We start from the raw sequence: 23,427 nt of genomic DNA, 5'->3' as shown, positions 1-23,427 counted from the left end.
CTCACACGCTGAAGATTTGAGAGCGCGCCGCCTCGGCGATGGCGACGACGGCGGGGTGGCGCAGGCGGCGCTCGACGGTGATGGCGTAGAAGCACGTCTCGATTTCGTCGGTGCGGCCGATGACGGAGCAGTTGTACTCGCGCTCCATCTGCGCCTCGATGACGGAGGGCATGGCGAAGACGCCGTGGCCGCTCTGGCCAAAGGCCTGGAGCAGGGCGCTGTCATCGAAGTCGCCGGCGATGAGGGGGCGCAGTCCCTGGCGCTCGAACCAGAGGTCCAGCGAGCGGCGCACGGAGGACTCGTCCGAGGGCAGCAGCATGGGCGCGCCGTCGAGGGAGCGGGGGAAGTCCTTCTTGAGATGCCGCAGACTGTCGGCGGCGAAGAAGGACACGCCACACTTGCCGAGCAGGTGGTTGAAGGAGCGGACGCTGACGGGCTCGGAGCTGGGAGCGTCGGCGAGGACCACGTCCAGCTCGTGCAGGGCGAGCGAGGCGAGCAGCTGGGGCAGGGGGCCTTCGCGGCAGATGATGCGCAGCGACGGGCCTGCTTCGAGCGCGGGCTTCAGGAGCTGCTCGGCCACGAGCTTGGGAATGACGTCGAGGATGCCCACGTTGAGGCGGAGTTGTTGGCCGGGGGGCAGGCCAGCGACCACGTTCTTCAGCTCGTTGCCCAGGCGGAAGATTTCATCGGCGTAGCGCATGACGGTGCGCCCCACGTCCGTGAGGACCAGCTTGCGGCCCTGTCGCTCGAAGAGCTTGTGGCCCAGCGACTCCTCCAGCAGCTTGAGCTGGCTGCTGATGGTGGGTTGAGCGAGGTGCAGTTCTTCGCCCGCCTTGGCGATGCTGCCCGCCCGCGCAACCGTCCAGAAATACAGGAGATGGTGGTAGTTGAGCCAACTCATACCCATAGAGATAACCTATGGGTTGCGTTCAAACTACCTAATTTTCTTAAGAATGGTCCTGGCTTATCTCTACGTGCATTCGGGGGCGAGTTCATCGCCCCGAAGTGACCGGAGGAGGTCCATGGAAGCCATCAACGTGAGCGTGTCCTGTGAGTCGCCTGAGCTTGTCGTGGTCGACGAGGCGGTGGAGGCGCGGGTGCGAGAGCACCTGGTGCTGGTGGAGCGGCTGGCGTGGAAGTACCGCTGGACCGGGTTGCCGCTGGACGAGCTGGTGGCGGAGGGCAACGTGGGGTTGATGGAGGCGGCGGGTCGGTTCGAGGAGCGGGGGATTCCGTTCGGGGCGTACGCGAGCCAGTGGATTCGGGCGCAGTGGGCGGCGAGGCTGCGGGCGAGCGTGGAGGAGGCCTGGCCGGAGCTGGACGCGAGGGAGCGGGCGCTGGTGGAGGAGCGGATGTTGGCGGAGGAGGCGGCGAGCGCGGAGCTGCTGGCCCGGCGCTTCGGGGTGACGGCGGTGCGCATCCGGCAGATCGAGCAGGGGCTGAGGGCGAAGCTGAAGAAGAGGCTCACCGCGAGTCTGACGACCTGGGACGCGGAGGCGATGCCTCGTGCCGCATGACGAAGGGAAGGGGCGCCGGGAAAAGGGTGCTTGACGGCCCTGGGAAGGGCTCGATATGAGAGCGCGGCCTCTCGCGGTGACCCGTACGCCCAGGTAGCTCAGTCGGTAGAGCAGGGGACTGAAAATCCCCGTGTCGGTGGTTCGATTCCGCCCCTGGGCACACAGAGTTGAAAAGTTTGGGGCCCTGGACTTCGGTTCAGGGCCCTTTCTTTTGGGCCTGGTGTGCCGGACGACCTTCGCGGACATGCGCTTCAATCAACACCTGTCGGATTCCTTCAAGACGGTGTGACTCGCCTCGTCCAGGCTCCCTGGCATGCGCTCTCCTGCGACTTCTCCCAAGGACGCCGTTCGCCGGTTCTACGCGAAGCTCGACGAAGCCATCCGAACCGGGGACTTCGACATCCTCGATGACGTCATCCAACTCGATGCCGTGGACCACAACCCGGACCCGGACATGATGCTGGGGCGCGATGGAATCAAGAAGGGGTTCGCCGAACTGCGGACCGCGTTGACCGATATTCGCTTCACCATCGAGGACCTCGTCGCCGAGGGGGACAAGGTCGCCTGTCGTGTCACGACCCAGGCCATCCATCACGGCCCCTTCATGGGATTCGCCGCGACAGGCCGCAAGATCTCCTACACGGTCATGGACATCCTGCGCTTCTCCGACGATGGCAAGTTGCTCGAACGCTGGGGACTTATCGACGAAGCGACCCTGCGTAAGCAGCTCGCGGACGGACAACTCTGCTGACCCAACTGTGCAGGGTTCGGCACGAACGCTTCGGAGGATTCGCGCCAGCCTCAGGAGGCCAAATGGGTGTGCTCCAAGGTTTGGGGCCCTGGACTTCGGTTCAGGGCCCTTTGTTTATCTCTGGAGGTGCAGGGGCATCGCGCCCTGCTCCTAAGCGGCGAAGTCCGATCTGATGCCGGAACGAATCCCTGGTTCTTCAAGCTGTGCCGGGGCCGGTGCAACCAGTAGGCGCCATCATGTGGCGCTGCGCGCAGTGCATCGCGAGGGCTGAAGGAATCTTGGGGCCTGGGGTGTGGTCCGCCGACAAAAGGAAATTTCTCTAGGAAGCTGACTCAGGGGGGTAGAAAGGGGCCATGCATCTATCGTAGTAACTGCGCCCTCGCTGCACGCGCACGCTCCACAGTTTCTCGAAGTTGGAGGCCTGATGAATCTGTTCGAGCGAGTGGTGGGAACGAGGGAGAATGTCCCGTGAGCTACGCGGTCAAGGAACTCTTCTACACTCTGCAGGGCGAAGGGGCTCAGTCCGGGCGCGCAGCAGTGTTCCTCCGCTTCTCGGGATGCAATCTCTGGAGTGGGTTTGCCCGTGATCGGGAGCGTGGCACTGGCGGGTGCTCACGCTGGTGCGACACCGATTTTGTTGGCACCAACGGGCCAGGCGGAGGGCGCTTTGCGTCCGCGGAAGGGCTGGCGGACGCCGTAGCCGCAGCGTGGCTACCGAATATGGGCACCAGCGTACGACCCATGGTGGTGTGCACCGGGGGGGAGCCGCTCCTTCAACTCGACGCACCCTTGATTGAAGCCCTTCACGCACGCGGCTTCTTCTTAGCCATTGAAACAAACGGGACGCGCCCAGTCCCTGCGGGGATTGATTGGGTCTGTGTCAGTCCCAAAGCGGGAACAGATCTGGTCCAGAAAAAGGGGCACGAACTGAAGCTCGTCTATCCCCAACCGGGTTTCGAGCCAGGGCAGTTCGAATCGCTGGAGTTCGAGCACTTCTTCCTGCAGCCGATGGACGGGCCGGAGCGTACGAGGAACACCACTCAAGCGATGCAGTTCTGCTTGAATCATCCCCAGTGGCGGCTTGGCATCCAAATGCACAAGTCGGCGGGGTTCCCCTGAGGCGCGGGCTCGATGACGCCGACGCTCCACATCATCGCGAGTTGTACGGACCGTAAGCGCCTCCCGGTACCAGCAGAGCTTCGCTTGGAGAACGTCAAGGCCGTCGACATTGGCGCGCGTGCGCGTGCGTGGTGGCGGCTCCTGATGTCCCAGCACCAAGAGGCGGTCCAGGCAGCGGAACTCTATGCAGGGGCGCACTGGAGCGCGGTCCTGGAGCTTCCTGTTGTTGCTCGCGCCAACGGATTCAGCCCTCGACTCTGGGTTGCGTCAGCTGGTTATGGGCTGATTCCCGGAGACGCTTCGATCCAGCCATATTCGGCAACGTTTGCGCGGGGGAATGTGGATTCGGTTGTAACGAATACCACAGCGCGAGACACCGCAGAGCAACTGCAAACTTGGTGGAAGGTCCTGTCGGAAGTGGAGGGCCCTTCAAAAGGGCAGCCCCGTAGCATCAAGTCCTTGGCCAAGATGGAGCCGGGCGCCAACATCCTCATTATTGCGTCCCCTGGATATGTCACTGCGCTTGAGGAAGACCTTGTTGCCGCTGCGCAGCAAATTGATCGACCCGAGAGCATACTCATAGTCTCCGCTCCAGGCTCACGTTCAAGAGGCGAATTGGCACCTCATTGGATTCCATCGAGTGCGCATCACCAAACTCGATTGGGGGGCTCGAAGCTTTCGCTGCATGCGAGGGTGGCTCGTGAGTTGATCGAAGGAACACGTCGAGGACGTCTCGACGCAAATGTTGCTCAGCAAGAGTACGAGCGACACATTGAGAGCACCTCGCCACCAGCCATTCCGAACAGGGAGCCAATGTCGGATGCTGAAGTGGCTGTCTTTGCTCGGCGTGCGGTGAAAGAAGGAACGAAGTCCTGGAGTGCGGCTCTCCGCTTGTTGCGTTCAGAGGGCCGGGCATGTGAGCAGAGTCGATTCAAGCGCCTGTTTCTTCGTACCCAGGGGGGCTCATGAGAAAAGTCAAACCTAGATCCATTCAGCGCCGCGCCATCCGTGTCATTCAAACAAGGAAGAACCCACTCTTTCTGTTTGCTTTGACGGCGGATGAGTTGCTGCAGGTGGCAGAGGTCTCTCGGGTTTCGAGAGATACGGGTGGTCGTCTGCTTGGCTATCAGCGTCCTGAGGTGAAGAGGCACGTCCGTAACATCACGGAATACCTCAATGGCGCGGAAGTGCTCTTTCCGAACTCCATCATTCTGGCACTCTCATCATCAGTCGTCTTCAAACAGGTGAGAGGTCCGCGGGTCGATGACGGGAGGGCCGAGGCGGGTAGCCTCAGTATCCCGCTGCCAAGGGCAGGGCAACCCAAACCAGCCTGGATTGTCGATGGTCAGCAGCGTGCGTTGGCGCTCTCTCAGAGTCGTCGACGGGACTTCATGGTTCCTGTTAATGCATTCATCGCGGATGAAGTAGATCTTCAACGCGACCAGTTCCTTCGGGTCAATAATACAAAGCCCTTGCCACGAGGGCTTATCACGGAACTACTACCGGAAGTCTCAACACTGCTTCCGCCGAACCTTGCTGCACGTAGGGCTCCCGCTGCGCTATGTGACTTGTTGAATCGTGATCCCGAGTCTCCCTTCCGGAACCTCATACGACGCTCCTCGATGGATACGGCATCGCGGAAGTCGGCGATTGTTACGGACACCGCCGTGGTGAAGATGATTCAGGATAGTCTCTCTGGGATTACAGGATGCCTGTTCCCTTTCCGGAATATCGCCAGTGGCGAGACGGATTTTGAATCCGTCAGGCGAGTACTTCTTTTGTTTTGGACGGCTGTCAAGGAGACCTTCCCTCAAGCCTGGGGTCTTCCTCCAGCTCGAAGCAGACTGATGCATGGAGCCGGAATCAGCGCCATGGGCCGTCTGATGGACAAGGTCATGAGCAATATCCCCATTCATACTCCTCGAGCACCTCGATTGGTCCGCGCGGAACTCGCTCGAATGCGTCCCGTTTGTCACTGGACGAGTGGGCAATGGGAAGAGTTGGGCATGGCGTGGAACCAACTGCAGAACACGCCGCAGCACATTCGTCTTCTCTCGAATGTGCTGATTCGTGCGTACACGACCAACAGTCGGACGGCCGCGTGAAGTTCTTCTTTCCAGATAGTCAGGACCTGGTTGATCCCAGCTTCGACTTCGACCGCGAACGGCGTTCGACGACGCGTAAGAGGCAGCGGGACGACTTGTATGCGCACGAAATCTTCTCAACCACTCCCTTTGATGGACTTTTGGTGTCCAAGGGAATTGTGGACGGATATGCGGCACTAGGAAGTCGGTATACGCTTGCCCAGCGACATCGCTTGCTGCGCTTGGGGGCGCCGGAGTTCTTCCGCCTCGAAAATGCCCCTAAGAAGCTCACAATCATGGGAGATTGTGGGGCCTTTACGTATGTGAAGGAAGCGGTTCCTCCGTACTCCATTGAGGAGGTTCTGGAGTTTTATGGTGGGTGTCGCTTCGACTACGGAATCTCGCTGGATCATGTGATTCTGCTATTCAAGCCGGAAGCAGACCTTCGTAGCTTCGACAAGGATTTGGTGCCGCCGGAAGTGCGCGCAAGGCGCAGTCTGACCTTGGAACTCGCAGAAGGCTTTCTGCGAAAGCATAAGGCTGGGAAGTATACCTTTGAGCCCATGGGGGTTGCTCAAGGTTGGAGTCCACTGTCGTATGCAGACTCCGTCAAGTCCCTGCAGAAGATGGGGTATCGCTTCATTGCTCTTGGGGGAATGGTTCCGCTGAAGACGCCAGAACTCCTGATGTGCCTGGCTGCAATCAATGAGGTCAGGAAGCCAGGGATTCAGTTGCACTTGCTGGGAATCTCAAGGACCGAGCATCTGAAGGCCTTTGCCCGATTGGGCATCACTTCTTGTGACAGTACTTCTCCTTTGAGGCAGGCATTCAAGGACGACAAAGACAACTACTACACGCCTACGCGCAACTATACGGCGATACGAATTCCTCAGGTAGAGGGGAACCCTGGGCTGCAACGGAAGATTTCCTCGGGTGAGGTGTCCCAAGATACGGCACGAAAGCTGGAGAAGGCGTGCCTAGAAGCGATGAAGCTCTTCGAGGAGGGTCGGAAGTCGGTTGAGCAAGTACTGGCTGTGTTGATGGAGTATGAGCGCTTGTACGATCCGGACTCGAAGAAGAGTCACGAGGATGCGTATCGATTGACGCTCGCCGATGCTCCCTGGCGGAAGTGCCATTGCGAGGTATGCCGAGATTTACGCTACCACGTCGTGCTCTTCCGCGGTGCGGAAAGAAATCGTCGGCGTGGCTTCCACAACATCTGGACCTTCTACCAGCAGCTCGAGAATCAAATCGGGCAAGGGAAGAAGGGGAGCGCGGCCTGAGGGCCCAGCAAGATACGAGACGCAAATGCGAAACGAACTAAAGCTTCCCGCGATTGAAGTGAAGCAGTCTCCAGGTCGTACGCTGTACACGTTCGCCATCGACGGGAAGTTGGTCCCGAAGTTCGCGGCTATCTCTCGCGTCCGGCGCAAGGACGACGGCGGATTGGTGGGCTACCAGCGGCCGGAAGTGCTCTCTCATATTGACGAGATTCGCAACTATCTCGAAAGCAGTGCTCCCATGGTTCCGAACGCTGTCGTGGTTGCGTTCGACTCTCGGGTAAAGTTCAAGCCAGACACGAAGGCAGCTACTTCTCCGTATTCTCGCTTCGGTGTCCTGACTATTCCAATTGAAGAGGACGCTCCTGACGAGAGAAAGCCGGGATTCGTCGTGGATGGCCAGCAACGATTGGCCGCCATCCGAGAGGCGCAGATCGACAGTTTCCCCATTTGCATGACGGCCTTCATCACGGATGACGTAAGTCAGCAGACCGAGCAGTTCATCTTGGTCAACTCGACGAAGCCACTCCCAAAGGGGCTGATTTACGAACTGCTTCCCGGGACGAATGCTCGGCTTCCGTCTCAACTCGACCGCCGCCGCCTGCCTGCTGTGTTGCTTGAGCGCCTGAATCTGGATACTGGGTCACCGCTTCATAAGCTGATTCAAACTGCGACGAACCCCCAGGGGCTGATTAAGGACAACTCTATTCTCCGGATGTTGGAGAGCAGCCTGAGTGATGGCGTGCTGTATAAGTTCTATTCTGAAGATGGTGCTGCAGATGTGGAGAAGATGTTGAACGTCCTTCACGCCTACTGGGCGGCAGTGAAAGCAGTGTTCAGTGCCGCATGGGGCTTGCCACCGAAGAAGTCCAGGCTAATGCACGGTGCAGGCATCATCAGCATGGGGTTTCTCATGGATACGATCAGTGACCGCTTCCGTGAAAGAGAATACCCGTCGGCTGGCCAGTTTGCGTCAGATCTCATTCCATTGAAGGATATCTGTCAGTGGACCACTGGATCTTGGGATTTCGGCTCTGGGGTCCATCGGAAATGGAATGAACTCCAGAATACGTCGAAGGACATCGAGTTGCTGACGAATTTCTTGATGGCGCAGTATAAGAACCGTGTGTGGTTGGTTGCTGAATCATCTTCTCGAGGGAAAAATGTAAAGCAGGCGCGTGCGAGATAGATCGGAGCCCGTTAACGAAGAGTGCATTTGCCTCCCGCAGGCGGCCGCACGCGATATGGGATGTGCGCGAGTTGGACGTAAGCCCGATGGGCGCCGACACGTGATGTGCAGTATGCCGCGCCTTCTGCAGAGCGCCGTTGCCCCGTCGGAGGCAGCGAGTCGTTGACGGTTCTGAGTGAGGGACACCGGGCAGAGTGGAGCCCGAATATGTCCCTGCGCTCTTGGAGTGACAGGAGCATGCCTTGCCCGCGACTGCTGCTGGGGGGCATGGTCGCCACCGTATTCGCCGCCCGCGACTGTGACAGCGTCGGCTGCGACACGCCCATCTGCCGGGCCAGTGTCGCGGCACTCACCGCGCTCGGGCCCATCATCCGCTGCACCCTCTGCGCTTTGAATGCATCTGTGTATGGCGCCGCAATCGTCTGCACTTCTCCTATCAAGCGGTCAGTTCGGTAGTTCAGCCGAAGCGACTTCTTTCCTGACACAAGGGACACCATGCTGCATGCAAGCCTCCATGTCCGTGCCGAACTCCGGTCGTCGGCCGAATACTGTATACCCGCTGACCCGCCTGACGGCGATGGGCGGCTGAATGCTTACGTTGTCCGCCAACGATTATTGAATCCTCCGAATTTTCGACTCTGGAAGTGAGCCAGTGCTTCAGTTTTCCACCCTTTGCGGTAGGCCTCGGCATGTTCGGTACAGAGCGTTCGCAAGTTATCGAAAATCCATCTGCCTCCGCGCTGAACCGGAATAATAGGCAAAATCTCCAGTAGCGAATGTCGCGATGTGTTGGTGCAGTCGTCGTCAGTGCATTTAGCTGAGTCTCTTGTAAGGACGCAGTATCTGAGCTTGTAGCTCTGCCCTTCATCGAGGAAGGGAGCTCCCATGATCCAGCCAATTAATTTGCTTTTGCCTTGATTGCACTGGTGGCAAAGAAGTTGGTAGTTCGTGAGGTTGCTTTTCCCGCCTAGCGCAACAGGCACTATATGGTCGACACGCGGGCGAGCAGATGGTGTCAATGTAACACCGCAGAGTGCACATCGTCCTAGCTGACTAGATTCCAGTTCAAGATACTCTGCTTCCTCAAGAACCGAACCTCGCTGTTCGGTTGATACTTTCTCAATGAGTGCCGAACTAGGCTCGCGACCTAGAGACTCGGCGATGAATTCCGCAATACGACTCGTCTTGATGGTGTCGTTGGGGAGGCACCGTAGAAATACGCGAAGTGATAGTTCCCTTGCTTTCTCGGTTAGAGCATGCTCAAGACTGATGCCGAGTACGGCGGATTCAGTCTTAATCTCATTGAGGAGAGTCTCGATCGGGTCGGAAGACATCGGATTCTATGGCTTCTTGCTCTTGGTCGACACCTTTGCCGCTTCGGTATCTAGGTCTAGGCTCATTCTCTTGATGGATTTAGTAAGAGCTGCAATGTCTTGACTCGTATTCTGTCGAGAGGATATCTCGTCGCTGTATGTCTTGACGGCTGTTTTTAGCGCATTGCTCGTATCTGCAATAGTCCAGACGAGGTGGGGTTGTAGCCGTTTTAGGCTAGTAGAAACGTCTACCCAGAGAGCCTCGGCTTCGAGACTCCCGTGCTGGGGATAGAGCGATTCGAGTTTGTTGACGAGCAGTCCAGCCATCGCCCGTAGGCCGACTGCATGCATTAGACGTGAATCATTGGGTTTTAAGCCCCAGGCTGTCGGCCAATATTGACGAATGAGGTTGAAGCCACGCTTTGCGATATAGGCGAGTGTTTGCTCGGGCTTGTCTCCAAGTGGGATGCTACTCTCGCTAAAGACGGTGAGTACTTGAAAGAGTGAATTGTAGACTACGGGCGGCTTCTTGCCCGCCTTCATCCCAGGATACTGGACAAGATTGAAGAATGGCGAGTCAGGATCCTCAATTGCGAGGCTTCGCGCTGCAAGCGCCCTTGGGCGCTCTGAAGCAAGATACGCAGGGGATTCTGACATTGCCGCGATAAGCGCTCTGGAAAACTGGGTTTCGATTTTGGCCGTTGTATTGGCCACTAGGAAGACTGCTCTTGCCTCCTCCGCAGTGCTTACCTGTGCATTAACGGATAGCGCAAAGTGAGGAACGATGTCGATGTCGACGAGGGAAAGGGCCGCTGTGCGCTGTTGTCCATCCACGAGCAGTGCAGACTTTTCTTCATCGAAGGCCGCTCGGCGGTATGGGAAGTCGATCTGGATAGGTCGAAATTCTTGAATTGTAGCCGAGTCGTCGAGTGGGGATGAAACTCTCGTGTAGTCGCCAAGTGGTGTTATGCGAACAAAAGATTCTGGAGCCTCTTCATCCGTATCTGCGACTTGTTCGGCGACGAGTATGATGAGGATTGAGTTGGGTACTTGTGTTCCTCCAGATATCCCATGGGCGATTGATTTTACATGACGGGCAATCTCATCGCGTTGGTTGCCAGTTTTGGAGAGGCTGTCGAGTCGATCCACTTTGGCGATTGATCGAATGAGTCGTCCGTCGCATGTGAACTGGATTCTAGACTGCCCATTGCTGAGTCGCGATTCTATGCCGACCAGTTTGAGGCGAGAAAAAGGCTTTCCGGCGATGCGGAAGAGAGTGATGCCCTCGGGGTCGAGTGGCCGAGATGTCGTTTGACTTCTTTCGAGGCTTCCTTCGGAATGAAGAGCGCCAAGTGCTTCTAGGACTGTTGCTTGGTCTGGTGTTGCGAGTAGCTTAGCGACCTCCTCCGCAGAGAGTAGAGGGTCTGGGAGGGTTCGGAAGAGTTCGAGAATACGATCTTTTAGTGGGATGGCCTGTGCGCCAATCGAGCCTGCTAGTTCGAGTTCTTCGCGTCGAAGTTGCGACTGCAATGTTTCCACGGGGTTTCCCTCTGGGTGTTGAGTGTCAGTGATGATGTAATGCTGTGAGGCATTGGATAGGAGGAAGTCTCAATCTATCGGTCTCTGGCCCTCCGCGTGTGCTTGTGCCCGTCACGGATCTTGCGTGCATGGCATCCGTCGACAGCCCATTCTTTTTGGAACCTATGGCGAGACCCTCGAGAAGTTGTTGTGGTTCGCGGGTCGACTCACCCTTGAAGGAGACTACATCGAGAAGGGGCGTCTTCGGTGGGAATGAGATGCGCGCACGAGAGGCTGAGCGATTTTCCTGGAATAGGGGCTCGCTGTCTAGGTTGCTGACGTCCTAGGTATGCCAGTAGGATTCTCCCATTCTCACGGTGAGATTGGGGTGGTGTCACAAGGTACTCAACTCAAGGTTGTCGCGAGAAGGGTCGGTTGATTTGCTTCAACTCCTTTCTACCAGGGGGCGCGGAGAGTGGCCAAGGCGGACAGGGCCCGCCGGAGTCCAGTTACGAGTGCCATGGCTCCGGCTCTTGGGGAGGGGCACGGGGACCTGGCGTGTGGAGTGGCATCGCCTCGCGGAAGGGTTCAGAGCTCGTTGAAGATGAGCAGGCCGCGGGTCGAGTCCGCGACGTACACGTAGCCGTCTCCTGGGACGCGGATGCCCATGGCGCCTTCGGTCATCCAGTCAGTCAGGCCGGGGTTGGACTCGCGGAAGGTGTTGAAGTAGGCGATTTCGCGCGGGTTGGTCGGAATGGAGACGTCCAATACCCGCAGCCCCTCCTGGTAGTAGGCGATGTAGAGCCGCTTGTCCTTGAGGATCATGTTGTGGATGGAGGCGTGGAAGCGGAGCTTGTACGTGCCGATGAGCGGGATGTTCGTGGGGTCGGTGACATCCAGCACGCGCAGGTGGGTTCCCTGTCCTTCTCCACCCTCGAAGGCGATGGTCCTCCCCGCGAAGGTGCCCACCGCGCCCGAATGGCTCATGGATGAGCTGTTCTCGGTCTGGAAGGTGTATGTGCCCAGCTCGCGCGGACTCATCGGGTCCTTCACGTCGAAGACCACGTAGCCCGAGCTGAAGTGGTTGATGTAGAGCCGGTCCTGGTAGGCGAAGGAGTCGTGCGCCGAGGGGATATAGGACGTGGTGTCCGAGACGACGATGCGGTTGAGCAACGTCGGGTCGCGCGGCGTCGAGATGTCGAACACGAGCGTCTCCCCGGTGGGCGCGGGCCCGGGCGACACGGCGTACAGCCTGTTGCCATCCACGAAGAGGGTGTGGACGTCGAGGGGCGCGCCCCCTGGCACATTGCGCACGAAGAGGGGGTCCGCGGGGTTGGAGATGTCGAAGACGATGACCCCCGAGCTTCTGCTGGCCACGTAGAGCGTGTCGTCCTTCGTCCACGCGGCGTTCCAGAACGAGTCCCCTGGCAAGGTGATGCTCTTCTTGAGGACGAGGTGGCTCGGGTCGCTGACGTCGAACACCGCGAGCCCACCCTCGGTCCCCGGGTCGAGGTTGGTGGACACGACGTAGGCGTGCTTGTGGGCGACGTAGACGTCCACATGGGACCCACTCTGAGGGACATCCGATTCGGAGATGAGGCGCAGGCCTCCCGATGACTCGCTCTCCCCTCGTCCCCACGTCATCCGCGCGGCCTCGAAGGTGCCCCAGGAGGCTTTTCCATTGGCGCAGCGGGCGAAACAGCCCGTCACCATTCCAGAGGGCTGAACGCCACACCCGACGATGACGGTCTGCCGGACCACGTTCCGCAGGGTGTAGCGTGACGAGAACTGGAAGCTTCCAGTCACCTGCTGACGTGTGAGCGGGCGGCCCTCCATCGTCCCTGTGCCGCCGTCCGGCGGAATCCGGACGCCAACGAAGTCCGGATAGCCCGCGACGTTGCGTACGTCCACCCCATAGATGCCGTGTGCATCGAGGGTGGAGAGCGAGGCGGTGTCACACTTCGACAGGTCGAAGAGCGATGGCGAGTCGCAGTCGACGATGGACCCCTGCACCCCGGTGAAGGTGCACGGCGCGTAGGGGCCCCGGTCGACCCAGTCCGTCGTCTCCACGAGCGGCGTGTACGTCCCATCCCAGGGTTCCACGGGAGGAGGCGGTGGCTCCGCCGGCCCCGGCTTGTCGGAGCAGGCGAAGCACAGCAAGGCGCATCCAATGACAACCGCACGGGGGGGCAGTGAACCGAGGGCCATGCGAGGCTCCTATCGGGAGGCGAGGTCCGGAGCGGACGCCGCACGCGAAGGGAGCGATTAGCGCAGGGTTGCCCTTCGGGTCTGTATGGCAATGCCCTTAGCCCTGCGGGATGGCATTCACCGGGCAAGGATTGTTTGACCTCCGGACCAGGAGATGCCCACCCGGCCGGAGGCTTCACCCCAATCACAGACCCTCCATGGCTGCGGCGGCGATTCGCGGGGCATGGTCGCCAACGTGGGATGCCCGCGCGTGAGGCCGCCCGCTTGCCGCGCCCATCCCAGCGAGCGCCTCCGCCCCCGTCAGGACCATGGCCACGTCAGGCGCCGTGATTCGCCGGCGGACAGGCAGGCGAGGAAGCCCCTCCTGCCGAGGTGCCGTGCCTCCCGGGAAGTCCCGCGAGTCGCCTCGGCACTCGTTTCGGGATTCAGGTACGGTCGGCCCGTTTCAGCAATGGCGTGGCCGTCGACAGCGGCCCGGAGGGTAGAGCGCGATGGTGGTGAGAAGCGAGGCGGGACCGACGGACTCGACCCGACAGGGGCGCCGGTTGCCGCCAGGGATGGGCCAGGTCCTGCTGGCCCTGCTCGCGGGCGGCATCGTGTTCGGGGGCATGCGGCTGACCTGGCCGTCAGGTCCCTTCCCCCGGTTCGAGCGACACGTGCTCCAGACGAGCGACATGGTTCTCGCGCTCGTGGTGGCGGTGGGCACCTTCATGGTCGCCTGGTCCTTCAGCCAGGGCGCCCGGCGGGAAGACCCGGTCTCGGTCCGCCATCGGTGGCGCCTCTTCCTGGGGCTGTGGGCGCTGTTCGCCCTTCCCCTGCTGCTGTGGTGGGTGGGCGAGTGGCCCGGACATTTGCACAGCGATGCACGCCAATCGCTGCTCATCTCGTCGCTGCTCCGCGTGGAGCCCTGGCTGAGCACACTCTGGAGCATCTGGGTGCAAGGGATTCACCGGGCCACCGGTCAATTCCCCTTCCTCTCCCTCTTCTGCGTCGTGGGCCTCGCCGCGCTGCTGGCGGACTTCTTCTCCCTGCTGCTGCACCTGGGGTTGTCGCGACGCCTGGGCGGCGTCTTCATCGCGCTCGTGGCGACGTCCATCCCCGTCGCCGTGCTCGTCACCAACCTCTCCCATGACGCCCTCAATGCGCTGCTGCGGCTGGGAATCGCGCTCATCCTGCTGCGGGTCCTGTCGCGGAAGGTGCTCACCGGACAGTCCGGCGTCACGCCCGTGACGTTGCCCTCACTGGCGCTCCTCACCGGGGTGGCCACGTTGCTGCGGGGCGACAGCTTGGTGCTGTTCCTCTATGTCCCCGCCGTGCTGCTCCTGTCGCGGCAGGTGCGCATCGGCGCCGCCGTGGTGTTGTTGCTGGTCCCGGTGGCCATCAACCAGGTGTTCCGTCGCGTCATCGAGCCGCGGTTGATACTGAACGGGCCCGAGCTGGCGGAGCGATATGCGGTGTCGCTGCTGCTCAACCCGCTCGGGTTCATGGTGGTCAACAAATACGTCACCGCCACCCCAGAGGAGGACCAGGCCACCATCGAAGCCGTGGTGACCTACTCCTGCCTGCGGGACCGCTACATCCTCGAGGAGTCCCCCTGCTACTGGAGCGACCTGCGCGCTCCCATCACGCCCGAGAAGATTGTCAGGCTGCGCGCCCTCGTCCTTCGCATGGCGCGAGACAACCCGGCGCTGATGCTCTCCAACCGGCTCATCACCTTCGCGGGCACACTGGGCCTCAGCCCACGCGCCTCCTTCCCCGTCATGGACTTCCGGGAGACGGTTCGTCCCGAGGACCTCTACTCCCCCAACGGCGCGGAGTTGCTCCGGCGATACGGGTTGGAGCACTCCAAGGCGCCCCAGGCCCTGGCGCGTGTCACCCACTGGCTGCGCGACGCGAGCCTCCCCTACGAGCATGGACGCTGGCTCTACTTCCCCTGGAATGGCCTGCCAGCGCTCCTGCTCACGTTGTGGCTGGTGTCGCGGTGGCGCACCCTGCCCGTGTCGGCGATGGTGGCGGGCGCCATCCTGGCACCCGCGGGTCTCGTCTTCATTGCCGCGCCCGCCAGTCACCCCTCCTACGTCACGGACCTCTGGGTGTTTGGCTACCTCGCCGTGCCGCTGGCCTGGTTCGAGGCCCGCGTCCTGCGCGCGAAGGCCGCTTCCCGAGCCTCAGCGGCTGGGGAAGGCGGGAGCGCGGGTGCGGTCGACGTGGCCCCCGCTCACCTGAGCCACCACGGTTGAGGTGTATGGCCGTCCGGGACGGCTGCTCCAGTCCTTCGCGAGGAAGGCCTCCGGGCTCCTCGCGAACTCCAGCGCGATGCGGCCCGTCTGGAGCGACTGGCGCACCATCCGCACGTTGCTCACCTGGTCCTCCTCGCGCCAGCTGAGCGGGAAGAAGCCGAAGCGCGAGCGCCGGTGGATGCCCGCCAGCAGCATGTGGATGTTGAACGTGAGGCTGTCAGGGAAGCCCAGGTAGAAGCGGGGCTCCAGATAGCGGGCCGAGTACAGGTTGAGACCCGAGCCCAGGTCATGGACGCGGTGGCGCGCCGCCGCGGAGAACAGCAGGTTGAAGACGTGGTTGCCCAGGGTGCGCACGTGCGAATAGCCCTGGAGCCGCGAGCCGCGCATGAAGCGGCTGCCCAGCAGCGAGTCCTGCGCCCGGTACGCCCCTTCGTCCAGGTGGGGCACCAGGTCGTTGATGTCCGCCTGGTCGTCGCCGTGAAGGACGACCACCTGGTCGAAGCCGTGCGCGAGCGCGTACTCGAAGGCCACCTTGTGGGAGCCGCCCAGGTTGTAGTTGTCGTCGTTGACGAGCACCTTGCCCGGCAGATGGACCAGCTTGGACAGGCCCGTCACGGCGGCCTCCACGCCGTTGTCGCGACTGCCGTTGTCCACCACGATGATTTCGGCGAAGCGACGCTGGAGGGCTTCGCCGAAGCGGGCGAGCACCCGGGGAATCTGCCGCTCGCAGTTGTACATGGGGATGAAGACGAGCATGCGTTCGGCGGCCACGAGAATCTCCTTCGAGGGATGAGGTGCTGCGACGCGGGAGCTGCCTGGCGGGCCCCTTCGCGCCATTCAAGGCACGGTGGGGCCCTGGGCCTCGTACTGGCGCAGCTCCTCCGGGGTGCCAAAGGAGGCATAGCGGGAGACGCGCGCGGAGCGCACCGTGCCTCCGGCCTCCAGGAGCAGGTTGTAGAGCAGTGACAGGTAGTACTCCCGCATCCCCTCCGTGATGGGCCGCTCCATGAGGTGCCGGCCCGCGGTGAGGAAGTGGCGCTCGGTGGCGAAGAAGTACGCGCCCATGATGGCCGCATCGGAGATGACCACCTTCTCCGCCGTGCGCACCACCTGGCCCGCCTCGCTCTTCGCGTAGCTGTAGCGGGGAAGCTGGGAGGGAAAGGTGAGCAGGCCGCCCGTCAACGTCGGGTCCTCCCCGGAGAGCGCGCCGCGCACCAGCTCGCGGTAGGCGGGGCTGTCGAACCACAAATCACAGTCCATCACCAAGAGGCCACGCTCGCCCGTCATGCGCCCGGAGGCCGCCAGGGCCGTCTCCACCGCGCCTCGGGTCATCTCCTCCAGAATCACCACGTCCAGCCCAGGGATGGCCTCGCGCAGCAGCGTGGCCAGTTGGAACTGCTCCTCGTGGGGCCTTCGCACCACGGCGGTGTGCACCACGTCCAGCCCCCAGTCCGACAGGCTGGAGAGGGCCTTGAGCACCATGGGGATGCCGTCCACGGGGATGAGGGGCTTGGGCGTGGTGAAGCCCGCATCGGCGAAGCGCGAGCCGAGGCCCGCCATGGGCAGCAGGACGTGGAGCGGACGCATGAGGGCGGGGACCTTTCCGGAAAGACGCTCAGGCCAGACGCTTGCGCGAGGGGTCCTCGCCCTGGAGCGGACTGGCGGACGTCTCCGACGCGTACTGGTCATTGAACTGGTTGAAGAGACGCACGGCGGTGGCGAAGAAGGCGGGCAGGCTGCTCGGGTTGATGCGGGCCCGGTAGGTGAGCATGCGGCAGTAGTGCACGGCCTCGTGGAAGAGCACCGTGCGGCGCACCTCGGGCGGCAGCGTGGTTTCGAAGCGCCGCTGGAGGTGGAGGTACAGCTCCGCGTAGCGCGAGGACATGGACTCCTCATACTCCACCACCGCGCCCTCCACCTTCGCGCGGGAGACCTGGCAGAGGAACTCGTAGCCGGAGTGCAGCGACTGGCACAGCTTGCCCAGGTCCACCACCGGGTCGCTGATGGCGTTCTCGTTGTTGGGGTCCAACACCAGGAAGTCGCCGTCCTCCTTGCGGACGATGAGGTTGTCCACCGTCAGGTCGCCGTGGATGGGGGTCTGCCGCATGCTGGCCAGCTCCGCCAGGGCGCGCGGGTTGGCTCTCAGTCGCGCGAGGGCCGGGCCCATGTTCTCGTAGTGCTGACCGTTGATGCAGAGCGTGTCGTGCGCGAGCAGCGCGGCCAGCGTCGGGCTCAGGGCCGCGGCGTCGTTCACCTTGGCCACGACCTTCTCGCGGAGGTAGCGCTCCAGCATGTCCGGCTCGTCGCGGCGCTCGGCGTGCTCGTAGAGGTGCTGGTCCACGAAGTCGAGGACCCGGTCCAGCACCTGCTTGCCGCGCTCCACATCCTCGGAGTGGATGAACTGGAAGAAGGGGACGTACTCCTTCCGGTACTCCAGGTCGAACGCGTAGTAGTCCTCCGTGCGCAGCTCCCGCAGGGGCCGTGGCAGGTGGGGCAGATGGCGGCGGGACTCCAGCCAGTCGTGCTGCGCCTTCAGCTTCTCCAGGTGCTGGGGCAGCGTCACCTTGCGCACGCGCAGGCCTTCACCGTCCCAGACCAGCAGGGTGCTCGCGTTGGAGCCGCCCTTGAATGTGTGCACCATGCGGAAGTCGCCGCGCAGCTCCCCGGTGGACAACACGTGGCTGAGCGCCTGCCCGGAGAAGTACTCGTCCAGGAAGTGGCTGAACTCACGACTGATGTCCGAGTCGCGGTGCAGCTTGTTCTTCAAGGGCTCCAGGGCGACGGGGGCATCGGCGGCCTGCTCGCGGCCGCGCTGCAGCAGGAAGTAGAGCCCCACCGCGGAGAAGGGGCCGATGAGCACCGCCCAGGACACCAGCGACAGGCCCAGCGGGACGCCGTCGATGCCCAACAGCCCGCGCGCCAGCTCGGAGAAGTAGTAGTGGAAGGTCCCCAGGAAGCCCGGCCCCGACGGCACGCCCACCGCGAGGTAGGCGGAGACGGCGGTGCCCAGGATGGCGAGGGCCCCGTGGCCCGGCGCGAAGCCGTGGGCCAGCGCGGCCATGGAGCCCAGGTAGAGCACCCACATGCCCATGGAGGTGACGACGAAGCGGCCCAGGCGCGCGGAGCGGAAGATGACGTGGGTGCCGTAGATGATGGACCAGAGCACGAAGCGCGTCCGGTCCTTCAGTCTGTCATTGAGCAGCGCGGTGAAGGCGCCGACCGCGCGCAACATGCGGCGGTTCTGCGTGAAGAGCAGCCAGGCGAGGACGGCGACCGCGACGCTCGCCGCGCCCACGCCCATCGCCAGGCGCAGCATCAGCGCCGCTGCTTCAGGGGCCTGCGCGCGCGTCGCGAGTCCGACTCCCACCGCGCACAGCGCCAGCACGAGGCCATCCACCGCGCGCTCGAAGAGGATGGTGAAGAGCACCACCGCGCGGCTGATGCGCATCTGCCGGCCGATGAGGTGCGCACGCACCAGCTCACCGAGCCGGAAGGGGAGCAGGGCGTTGAAGAGGAAGCCGACGGAGAGGCCGGAGAAGAGGATGCGCCAGGTGGTGGGCCGCACCACACGCAAGAGCCGCTGGGCGTTCTTCGCGCGCAGGACGTGGGCCAGCCCCTGGCAGAGCACGGCGAGGGGGATGACCCACACCGCCAGGGTGCTGTCGGGCACCCACTGACCGGACTGGTGAGACCCGTCGACGAAGCGGGAGAGGAAGGCGGCGCTGACGAGCAGCCCCACCGCCACCAGGGCCAGGCCCCAACCGCGAGCATGCTTCAAGGGGCCTCCTGGACGCGGACCACGGTGATGCCCGCGGCCTCGGCCGCCGCCACGCCACTGGCGCTGTCCTCGAAGGCGAGGCACTGCGCGGTGGGCACGTCAGCCAGTCGCGCCGCGCGGAGGTAGCCCTCCGGATGGGGCTTGGGGTGCTCCACGTCCTCGCCGAAGACGGTGACGTCGAAGAGGTGGGCCAGGTCGAAATGCGCCATCAGCGCGCGCGCGTTGGTGGTCGCCGCCGTCGTCACCAGCCCGGTGACATGGTGGGCGCGCACCGAGCGCAGCAAGCCGATGAGCGGCAGGTTGGGGCGCACCTGGTCGAAGGACTCCGGATAGAAGCGGGCCTTGGCGTCGCGGACCCGCACGGCGGCTTGTGCGTCCAGCTTCGCGCCCACCTCGCGCACCATGGCGTCGAAGCGCAGGCCGAAGGCGCGCTGGTAGGCCGCTCGCTCCAGATTGAAGCCCTCCTCCGCGAAGGCTCGCCGGTACGCGACGAAGTTGGCCTCCTCCGTGAAGAGGAGCGTCCCATCCATGTCGAACAGCATGCAGCGGATCATCGACTCCCCGACGACGTGGCCTTGACCTTCGGGCACGCAACGCAAGGCCAGATACCGGGCCCCTGGCGTGAAGGCAAGGTTGGGCCCTTTGGTTTTCGTGGGCCTGGAGTCCTCGGGGCAGGGGCGGGGCCTGTGCTTCCGGTGCTCCCTCGCCCGGTGCTCACCCGGCCGGCGGGGCGAGCGAGGGAGGGGCCGACGCTCGGTGTCGCCGCAGCCAGCGAAAGACAAGCAGGTGCCCGAACAGCGCCGCCTGGACCAGGACCACCGGCAGCCAGATGAAGGGCGCGGTGGTGATGACGGTGTTGCGCGGCGTGGCCTCGAACACCCGGGCGAACGGTGGCGATGCGAGCACCGCGATGGCGACGATGGTGAGCAGGAGCACCAGACCCGCCGTGTTCCAGGCTCCCACGAGCGCGCGGGGCGCTCGCCCCCGGTGGATGAGCCAGGCCATCACCGGCGCCGTCAGTCCCGTGAGGATGTCGAAGTTGAGCCCCTCGAACGTCATCTCGACCGGCACGATGCCCTCGCGGTGCAGCGCCCAGAGCGCCACCTCCACCGCGACGCGGAAGACCTGAAACCCCACGAGGGCCTCCAGCGACAGCCCGAGCACCAGCCGCTCGCCAAACCTGGAGCCCGCGAGCACGAGCGTCAGCACCGTCGCGGGCAGGATGACGCCGAACACCGTGGGCGGCATGGAGTCCATGTCGGCGAGCGCGCCGCGCGCCGCGAGCACGCCACTCGAGCCCAGCACGAAGGCGACGACACCCACGGCCAACGCCGTCCAGCGCAGCGTCCCACGTGGGGTCTCCCCGAGTCGCCGCCCCGCGTGCCAGGTCGCCACCACCAGGAGGCCCGCGACGGCCAGGACCAGCACCCCGAAACCGCTCGTGAGGACCGACGACGGAGCCTGCATGGTGGTGTCTCCCGAGCACTCCTTCTACCTCGACGCTCCGTGGCGCGGCGAATGGGGATGGCGGATCTTCGACGGAGGCCGCTCCACGGAGGCTGGGGTCGAGGCGCCGAGCCCCCGATGCGGCGCCGCTACAACGCGGGCACCGGCCAGCCCCGTGGGTAGATGAGATAGGCGGTGCCTCCCGAGCGAGACAGCCACAGCGGCTCCAGCTCCGAGCGGAAGTAGGTGCGCCGCACGGCGGTGTCGCCAGCGCCAGCTGGGTCGTTCACCACGGGGTTGCCGGTCGCGTCGAAGCCCGCGAGCACCAGGAGGTGGCCCGCGGTGGAGGGAATGGGAGCGCCGGTCAGCTCGCCCTTGCCCCACGCGACGCTGAGGATGGCCGGCACGCCGGCGGAGAGCCACGGCTCCAACTGGGCGAAGCTCGTGAAGCGCGCCACGTGAGCCTGAAAGCCCTGGCGGGCCGCATACGCCGTGTTGAACGGCCAGTTGCCGTGACCGCCGTAGTACCAGTCGTGGGTGCCGCTGACCGCCGCCCGCACACTCGACTCGCAGCCACCGGTGTCCTGCAACCAGTACTTCAGCACCATGGCCGTGGACGTGGGGCTGCACCAGACCTCGCCCCCATCGGGGTAGACCATCTGCGAGCACCGGGGCACGTCGAGCACCTGGTTCCAGCGAGCGGGGTTGCCAGCCGGGACGGTGGGCCTGGCCTCCGGCGAGGTGGAGAAGGTGAGGGCGCTGGCATGCAGCGTGGGCGTGGCCACGCCGTCCGCGCTGAACAGCCGGGTCTTCACCTGCCACGCGCTCGCGGCCGACTTCTTGGCGGTGACGAGCAACGTGTCGATGGAGACCCTCGCCACGGTGTCCGCCTGCGAGTCCACCGAGTGGCGCCGCACCGTGGCGCCCTCCGAGGCCCACACGCCCAGGCTGAACCACTTCGTCCAGGCACCCGCCACCTGCACGCGGACGAAGGTCTCCATCCAGGTCCCCATGGGCGTGGTGGCCTCCCAGGAAGCGATGGCCTCGCGGAAGCCGAACGCACTGGTGATGATGGGGCTGGTGGCCTCGCCTTGAACGAACGAGCCGCCGTTGTAATACGTGCCCCCATGGTAGCCCCCGGGCCCGTACGGGTCCGTGCCGGCCCAGGCCTGACCTGGAAAGAGCTGAAGGGCGCCATCCGCCGCCCTGCTCACGCCGCTGAGTTGCCAGGTGACGAAATCGCCCCGGCTCGCCGCCCAGCGAATGGAGGCGCTCTGCCCCGCGGTGGCCATCGCCGGTACGAGCGCGAGGGTGATGAGCAGCACGAGCACGGCCGACCTGCACTCCCTCATGACGCCTCCTGGGTATCCTGGTCCGGCATTTATTGCCTGTTTGGGCGCCGAGCGCATCCCCAGGGCCCTGGGGGGCCCCAGGTGATGTCTGGATTTGAAGCAGGGGTCCTGGAGGTGACGGTGGCTGCCTCCGCAGGGGAGGCGAGCGGACGTCAGCGTGCGAAGCCGGGTGCACTGGAGGCCCGGGGCGGGGTAGAGAGGGGGCTCGGAGGCGTGAAAAGAGATGGACGCGAACGCAGTGGCGGAGCTGGAGAAGGCGGGCGTGAGGGTGGACGCTCCGGACCGGCTGTTTGTCGCAGTGGAGTGGGAAGACCAGAAGCACGTGGTTCCCGTCGGCGCTCGCGCCCAGGTGCGGGCCGGCGAGGTGCTCACGCACGTCACCCTCCAGCCCATCTCCAAGCTGTGGACCGGTGACAAGAAGCCCCCCAGCTTCGCCAAGACCCCGCCTCCCGAGTACCACCCCTTCTTCATCCTCATCGAGGCGACCGCCGCCGGCTATTGCCGCGCCGTGCGCAACACGGAGACCGACCAGGAGTTCGAGCGGCTCTACCGCCACCTGGCGCGCCGGCCCGACGGCACCGACCGCAACCCCCTGTTCTCGTACCTCCAGGGCGCAGCCCGGCTCTACATGTCCCTGCGCGACGTCAGCCAGGCCGAGTTCGAGGCCGTCGTCCTGCGTCTCCACCAGTCCGCCAAACACCACCAGACGCACGTCGGAAGCATCAACTACTTCCAGGACGTGCTGCGCGGCGTGCTCGGGGCCTGAGCTCCACCCGTCCCGCCGCGTAGGTACGGGGGGCTGAAACTGGAATATCGTGCGCCGCCGCCCGTTCCCGGGCGTCTTCCTCTTTGACAGGAGCACGGATGTTCCGTCAGTCCCTCCTCTGGACGTCGTGCCTGGCGCTGCTGGTGGCTCCCGCCGCCGGCGCCCAGGCGCAAGGCAAGGCGGCCTCCAAGCCCGCCGCCTCGTCCTTCCAGAAGCTCGGCGCCAGCGTCGAGACCCGCACCTTCAAGAACGGCCTCAAGGTCATCGTCTGGCCCGACCACGACATCCCCAACGTCGCCCTCTACAACTGGTTCCGCGTTGGCAGCCGCAACGAATACCCAGGCATCACCGGCCTGTCCCACTTCTTCGAACACATGATGTTCAACGGCGCCAAGAAGTTCGGCCCCGGTGAGTTCGACCGCGTCATGGAGGCCAACGGCGGCTCCAACAACGCCTTCACGTCCGAGGACGTCACCGTCTACCAGGACTGGTTCCCTCGCACCGCGCTCGACATCATCTTCCAGCTCGAAGCCGACCGCCTCCAGCACCTCGCCTTCAACCCCAAGGTCATCGAGTCCGAGCGCGGCGTCGTCTACTCGGAGCGCCGCTCCGGCGTGGACAACAACAACGAGGGCGCCCTCGCCGAGCAGGTCCAGGCCACCGCCTTCGTCGCCCACCCCTACCAGTTCCCCGTCATCGGCTGGCCCTCCGACATCGAGTCGTGGCGAATCGAAGACCTCCAGCGCTACTTCAAGACCTACTACGCCCCCAACAACGGCACGCTCATCTTCACCGGCGCCGTCACGCCCGCTGAAATCTTCGCGCTCGTGGAGGTGTCGCGTATACACATCTGACTCTGCCTACGC

General features: G+C 63.5%; 19 protein-coding genes and 1 tRNA gene. 10 read left to right on the top strand and 10 right to left on the bottom strand.

Translation table 11 applies throughout. The features are described from left to right. Position 1 precedes the first annotated feature (1 nt). Positions 2–901: a transcriptional activator NhaR gene (gene nhaR, locus FJV41_RS27445; protein WP_141645528.1), complete on the bottom strand. Its 900-nt coding sequence runs from the start codon at positions 899–901 to the stop codon at positions 2–4. Between the two features lie 121 nt (positions 902–1,022). Here nhaR and FJV41_RS27440 point away from each other — a divergent pair, with 121 nt between their 5' ends. The 7 genes from FJV41_RS27440 (at position 1,023) to dbpB (FJV41_RS27405) (ending at position 7,940) form a co-directional block, all read left to right on the top strand. Beyond that, positions 1,023–1,517, top strand: a complete 495-nt coding sequence (locus tag FJV41_RS27440) for a sigma factor (protein ID WP_141645527.1) — start codon at positions 1,023–1,025, stop codon at positions 1,515–1,517. Between the two features lie 87 nt (positions 1,518–1,604). Then, positions 1,605–1,677: transfer RNA gene (locus tag FJV41_RS27435), tRNA-Phe, on the top strand. A 153-nt stretch (positions 1,678–1,830) separates the two neighbouring features. Then, a complete protein-coding gene (locus tag FJV41_RS27430) occupies positions 1,831–2,268 on the top strand; it encodes an ester cyclase (protein WP_141645526.1) in 438 nt (145 codons plus the stop codon). A gap of 468 nt (positions 2,269–2,736) precedes the next feature. Then, entirely contained in the window at positions 2,737–3,387 is a 651-nt protein-coding gene (gene queE / locus FJV41_RS27425; protein ID WP_141645525.1) for a 7-carboxy-7-deazaguanine synthase, read from the top strand. A 965-nt stretch (positions 3,388–4,352) separates the two neighbouring features. Continuing rightward, positions 4,353–5,492, top strand: a complete 1,140-nt coding sequence (gene dbpB, locus FJV41_RS27415) for a DGQHR domain-containing protein DpdB (RefSeq protein WP_141645523.1) — start codon at positions 4,353–4,355, stop codon at positions 5,490–5,492. Continuing rightward, entirely contained in the window at positions 5,489–6,754 is a 1,266-nt protein-coding gene (dpdA, locus tag FJV41_RS27410; protein WP_141645522.1) for a tRNA-guanine transglycosylase DpdA, read from the top strand. The genes dbpB (FJV41_RS27415) and dpdA overlap by 4 nt, the downstream gene beginning before the upstream one ends. A gap of 25 nt (positions 6,755–6,779) precedes the next feature. Further along, a complete protein-coding gene (dbpB, locus tag FJV41_RS27405; RefSeq protein WP_141645521.1) occupies positions 6,780–7,940 on the top strand; it encodes a DGQHR domain-containing protein DpdB in 1,161 nt (386 codons plus the stop codon). 593 nt (positions 7,941–8,533) lie between these two features. On the opposite strand, the gene FJV41_RS54985 is transcribed toward dbpB (FJV41_RS27405), so the two are convergent. The 3 genes from FJV41_RS54985 to FJV41_RS27390 all read right to left on the bottom strand — a co-directional run bounded on the left by FJV41_RS54985 (position 8,534) and on the right by FJV41_RS27390 (position 12,979). After that, a complete protein-coding gene (locus FJV41_RS54985; protein WP_141645520.1) occupies positions 8,534–9,274 on the bottom strand; it encodes an HNH endonuclease in 741 nt (246 codons plus the stop codon). Between the two features lie 6 nt (positions 9,275–9,280). Then, entirely contained in the window at positions 9,281–10,792 is a 1,512-nt protein-coding gene (locus FJV41_RS27395; protein ID WP_181790978.1) for a DGQHR domain-containing protein, read from the bottom strand. 567 nt (positions 10,793–11,359) lie between these two features. Beyond that, the gene (locus FJV41_RS27390; RefSeq protein ID WP_141645518.1) at positions 11,360–12,979 is read right to left on the bottom strand and encodes an LVIVD repeat-containing protein; all 1,620 of its coding nucleotides are present in this window, start codon (positions 12,977–12,979) and stop codon (positions 11,360–11,362) included. 491 nt (positions 12,980–13,470) lie between these two features. Between FJV41_RS27390 and FJV41_RS27385 the strand changes: the two genes are divergently transcribed. After that, positions 13,471–15,219, top strand: a complete 1,749-nt coding sequence (locus FJV41_RS27385; protein ID WP_141645517.1) for a hypothetical protein — start codon at positions 13,471–13,473, stop codon at positions 15,217–15,219. Here FJV41_RS27385 and FJV41_RS27380 read toward each other — a convergent pair. The 6 genes from FJV41_RS27380 to FJV41_RS27355 all read right to left on the bottom strand — a co-directional run bounded on the left by FJV41_RS27380 (position 15,148) and on the right by FJV41_RS27355 (position 21,795). Further along, entirely contained in the window at positions 15,148–15,990 is an 843-nt protein-coding gene (locus tag FJV41_RS27380; RefSeq protein WP_217446358.1) for a glycosyltransferase family 2 protein, read from the bottom strand. The two genes, FJV41_RS27385 and FJV41_RS27380, sit on opposite strands and share 72 nt — an antisense overlap. Positions 15,991–16,056: 66 nt before the next feature. Next, complete coding sequence (locus FJV41_RS27375) at positions 16,057–16,806, bottom strand: NTP transferase domain-containing protein (protein ID WP_181790976.1); 750 nt, start codon at positions 16,804–16,806, stop codon at positions 16,057–16,059. A gap of 28 nt (positions 16,807–16,834) precedes the next feature. Beyond that, entirely contained in the window at positions 16,835–18,997 is a 2,163-nt protein-coding gene (locus tag FJV41_RS27370) for a lysylphosphatidylglycerol synthase domain-containing protein (protein ID WP_181790975.1), read from the bottom strand. Further along, positions 18,994–19,551 (bottom strand): HAD family hydrolase, encoded by a 558-nt coding sequence (locus FJV41_RS27365; RefSeq protein ID WP_181790973.1) that lies wholly within the window; start codon positions 19,549–19,551, stop codon positions 18,994–18,996. The genes FJV41_RS27370 and FJV41_RS27365 overlap by 4 nt, the downstream gene beginning before the upstream one ends. A gap of 160 nt (positions 19,552–19,711) precedes the next feature. Further along, positions 19,712–20,464 (bottom strand): DUF8737 domain-containing protein, encoded by a 753-nt coding sequence (locus FJV41_RS27360; protein ID WP_141645512.1) that lies wholly within the window; start codon positions 20,462–20,464, stop codon positions 19,712–19,714. Between the two features lie 128 nt (positions 20,465–20,592). Then, positions 20,593–21,795 (bottom strand): C39 family peptidase, encoded by a 1,203-nt coding sequence (locus tag FJV41_RS27355; protein WP_181790971.1) that lies wholly within the window; start codon positions 21,793–21,795, stop codon positions 20,593–20,595. A gap of 223 nt (positions 21,796–22,018) precedes the next feature. Here FJV41_RS27355 and FJV41_RS27350 point away from each other — a divergent pair, with 223 nt between their 5' ends. Together FJV41_RS27350 and FJV41_RS27345 are read left to right on the top strand one after the other, a co-directional pair. After that, positions 22,019–22,561 (top strand): hypothetical protein, encoded by a 543-nt coding sequence (locus tag FJV41_RS27350; protein WP_141645510.1) that lies wholly within the window; start codon positions 22,019–22,021, stop codon positions 22,559–22,561. Between the two features lie 98 nt (positions 22,562–22,659). After that, complete coding sequence (locus FJV41_RS27345) at positions 22,660–23,415, top strand: M16 family metallopeptidase (protein WP_246137444.1); 756 nt, start codon at positions 22,660–22,662, stop codon at positions 23,413–23,415. The last annotated feature ends 12 nt before the right edge of the window (positions 23,416–23,427 follow it).

The sequence above is a fragment of the Myxococcus llanfairpwllgwyngyllgogerychwyrndrobwllllantysiliogogogochensis genome, assembly GCF_006636215.1.
GTDB classification, from domain to species: Bacteria; Myxococcota; Myxococcia; order Myxococcales; family Myxococcaceae; genus Myxococcus; species Myxococcus llanfairpwllgwyngyllgogerychwyrndrobwllllantysiliogogogochensis.
Note: the sequence above shows the minus strand (reverse complement) of the source record. Positions and strands in the feature narration are given on the sequence as shown.

What these genes read in the sequence shown, in the direction of transcription:
- FJV41_RS27390 (WP_141645518.1), bottom strand. Translation starts at nt 12,979, where the DNA reads ATGGCCCTCGGTTCACTGCCCCCCCGTGCGGTTGTCATTGGATGCGCC.
- nhaR (WP_141645528.1), bottom strand. Translation starts at nt 901, where the DNA reads ATGAGTTGGCTCAACTACCACCATCTCCTGTATTTCTGGACGGTTGCG.
- FJV41_RS27365 (WP_181790973.1), bottom strand. Translation starts at nt 19,551, where the DNA reads ATGATCCGCTGCATGCTGTTCGACATGGATGGGACGCTCCTCTTCACG.
- FJV41_RS27360 (WP_141645512.1), bottom strand. Translation starts at nt 20,464, where the DNA reads ATGCAGGCTCCGTCGTCGGTCCTCACGAGCGGTTTCGGGGTGCTGGTC.
- FJV41_RS54985 (WP_141645520.1), bottom strand. Translation starts at nt 9,274, where the DNA reads ATGTCTTCCGACCCGATCGAGACTCTCCTCAATGAGATTAAGACTGAA.
- FJV41_RS27440 (WP_141645527.1), top strand. Translation starts at nt 1,023, where the DNA reads ATGGAAGCCATCAACGTGAGCGTGTCCTGTGAGTCGCCTGAGCTTGTC.
- FJV41_RS27385 (WP_141645517.1), top strand. Translation starts at nt 13,471, where the DNA reads ATGGTGGTGAGAAGCGAGGCGGGACCGACGGACTCGACCCGACAGGGG.
- FJV41_RS27430 (WP_141645526.1), top strand. Translation starts at nt 1,831, where the DNA reads ATGCGCTCTCCTGCGACTTCTCCCAAGGACGCCGTTCGCCGGTTCTAC.
- dbpB (WP_141645521.1), top strand. Translation starts at nt 6,780, where the DNA reads ATGCGAAACGAACTAAAGCTTCCCGCGATTGAAGTGAAGCAGTCTCCA.
- dbpB (WP_141645523.1), top strand. Translation starts at nt 4,353, where the DNA reads ATGAGAAAAGTCAAACCTAGATCCATTCAGCGCCGCGCCATCCGTGTC.
- FJV41_RS27350 (WP_141645510.1), top strand. Translation starts at nt 22,019, where the DNA reads ATGGACGCGAACGCAGTGGCGGAGCTGGAGAAGGCGGGCGTGAGGGTG.
- FJV41_RS27345 (WP_246137444.1), top strand. Translation starts at nt 22,660, where the DNA reads ATGTTCCGTCAGTCCCTCCTCTGGACGTCGTGCCTGGCGCTGCTGGTG.
- FJV41_RS27355 (WP_181790971.1), bottom strand. Translation starts at nt 21,795, where the DNA reads ATGAGGGAGTGCAGGTCGGCCGTGCTCGTGCTGCTCATCACCCTCGCG.
- FJV41_RS27375 (WP_181790976.1), bottom strand. Translation starts at nt 16,806, where the DNA reads ATGCGTCCGCTCCACGTCCTGCTGCCCATGGCGGGCCTCGGCTCGCGC.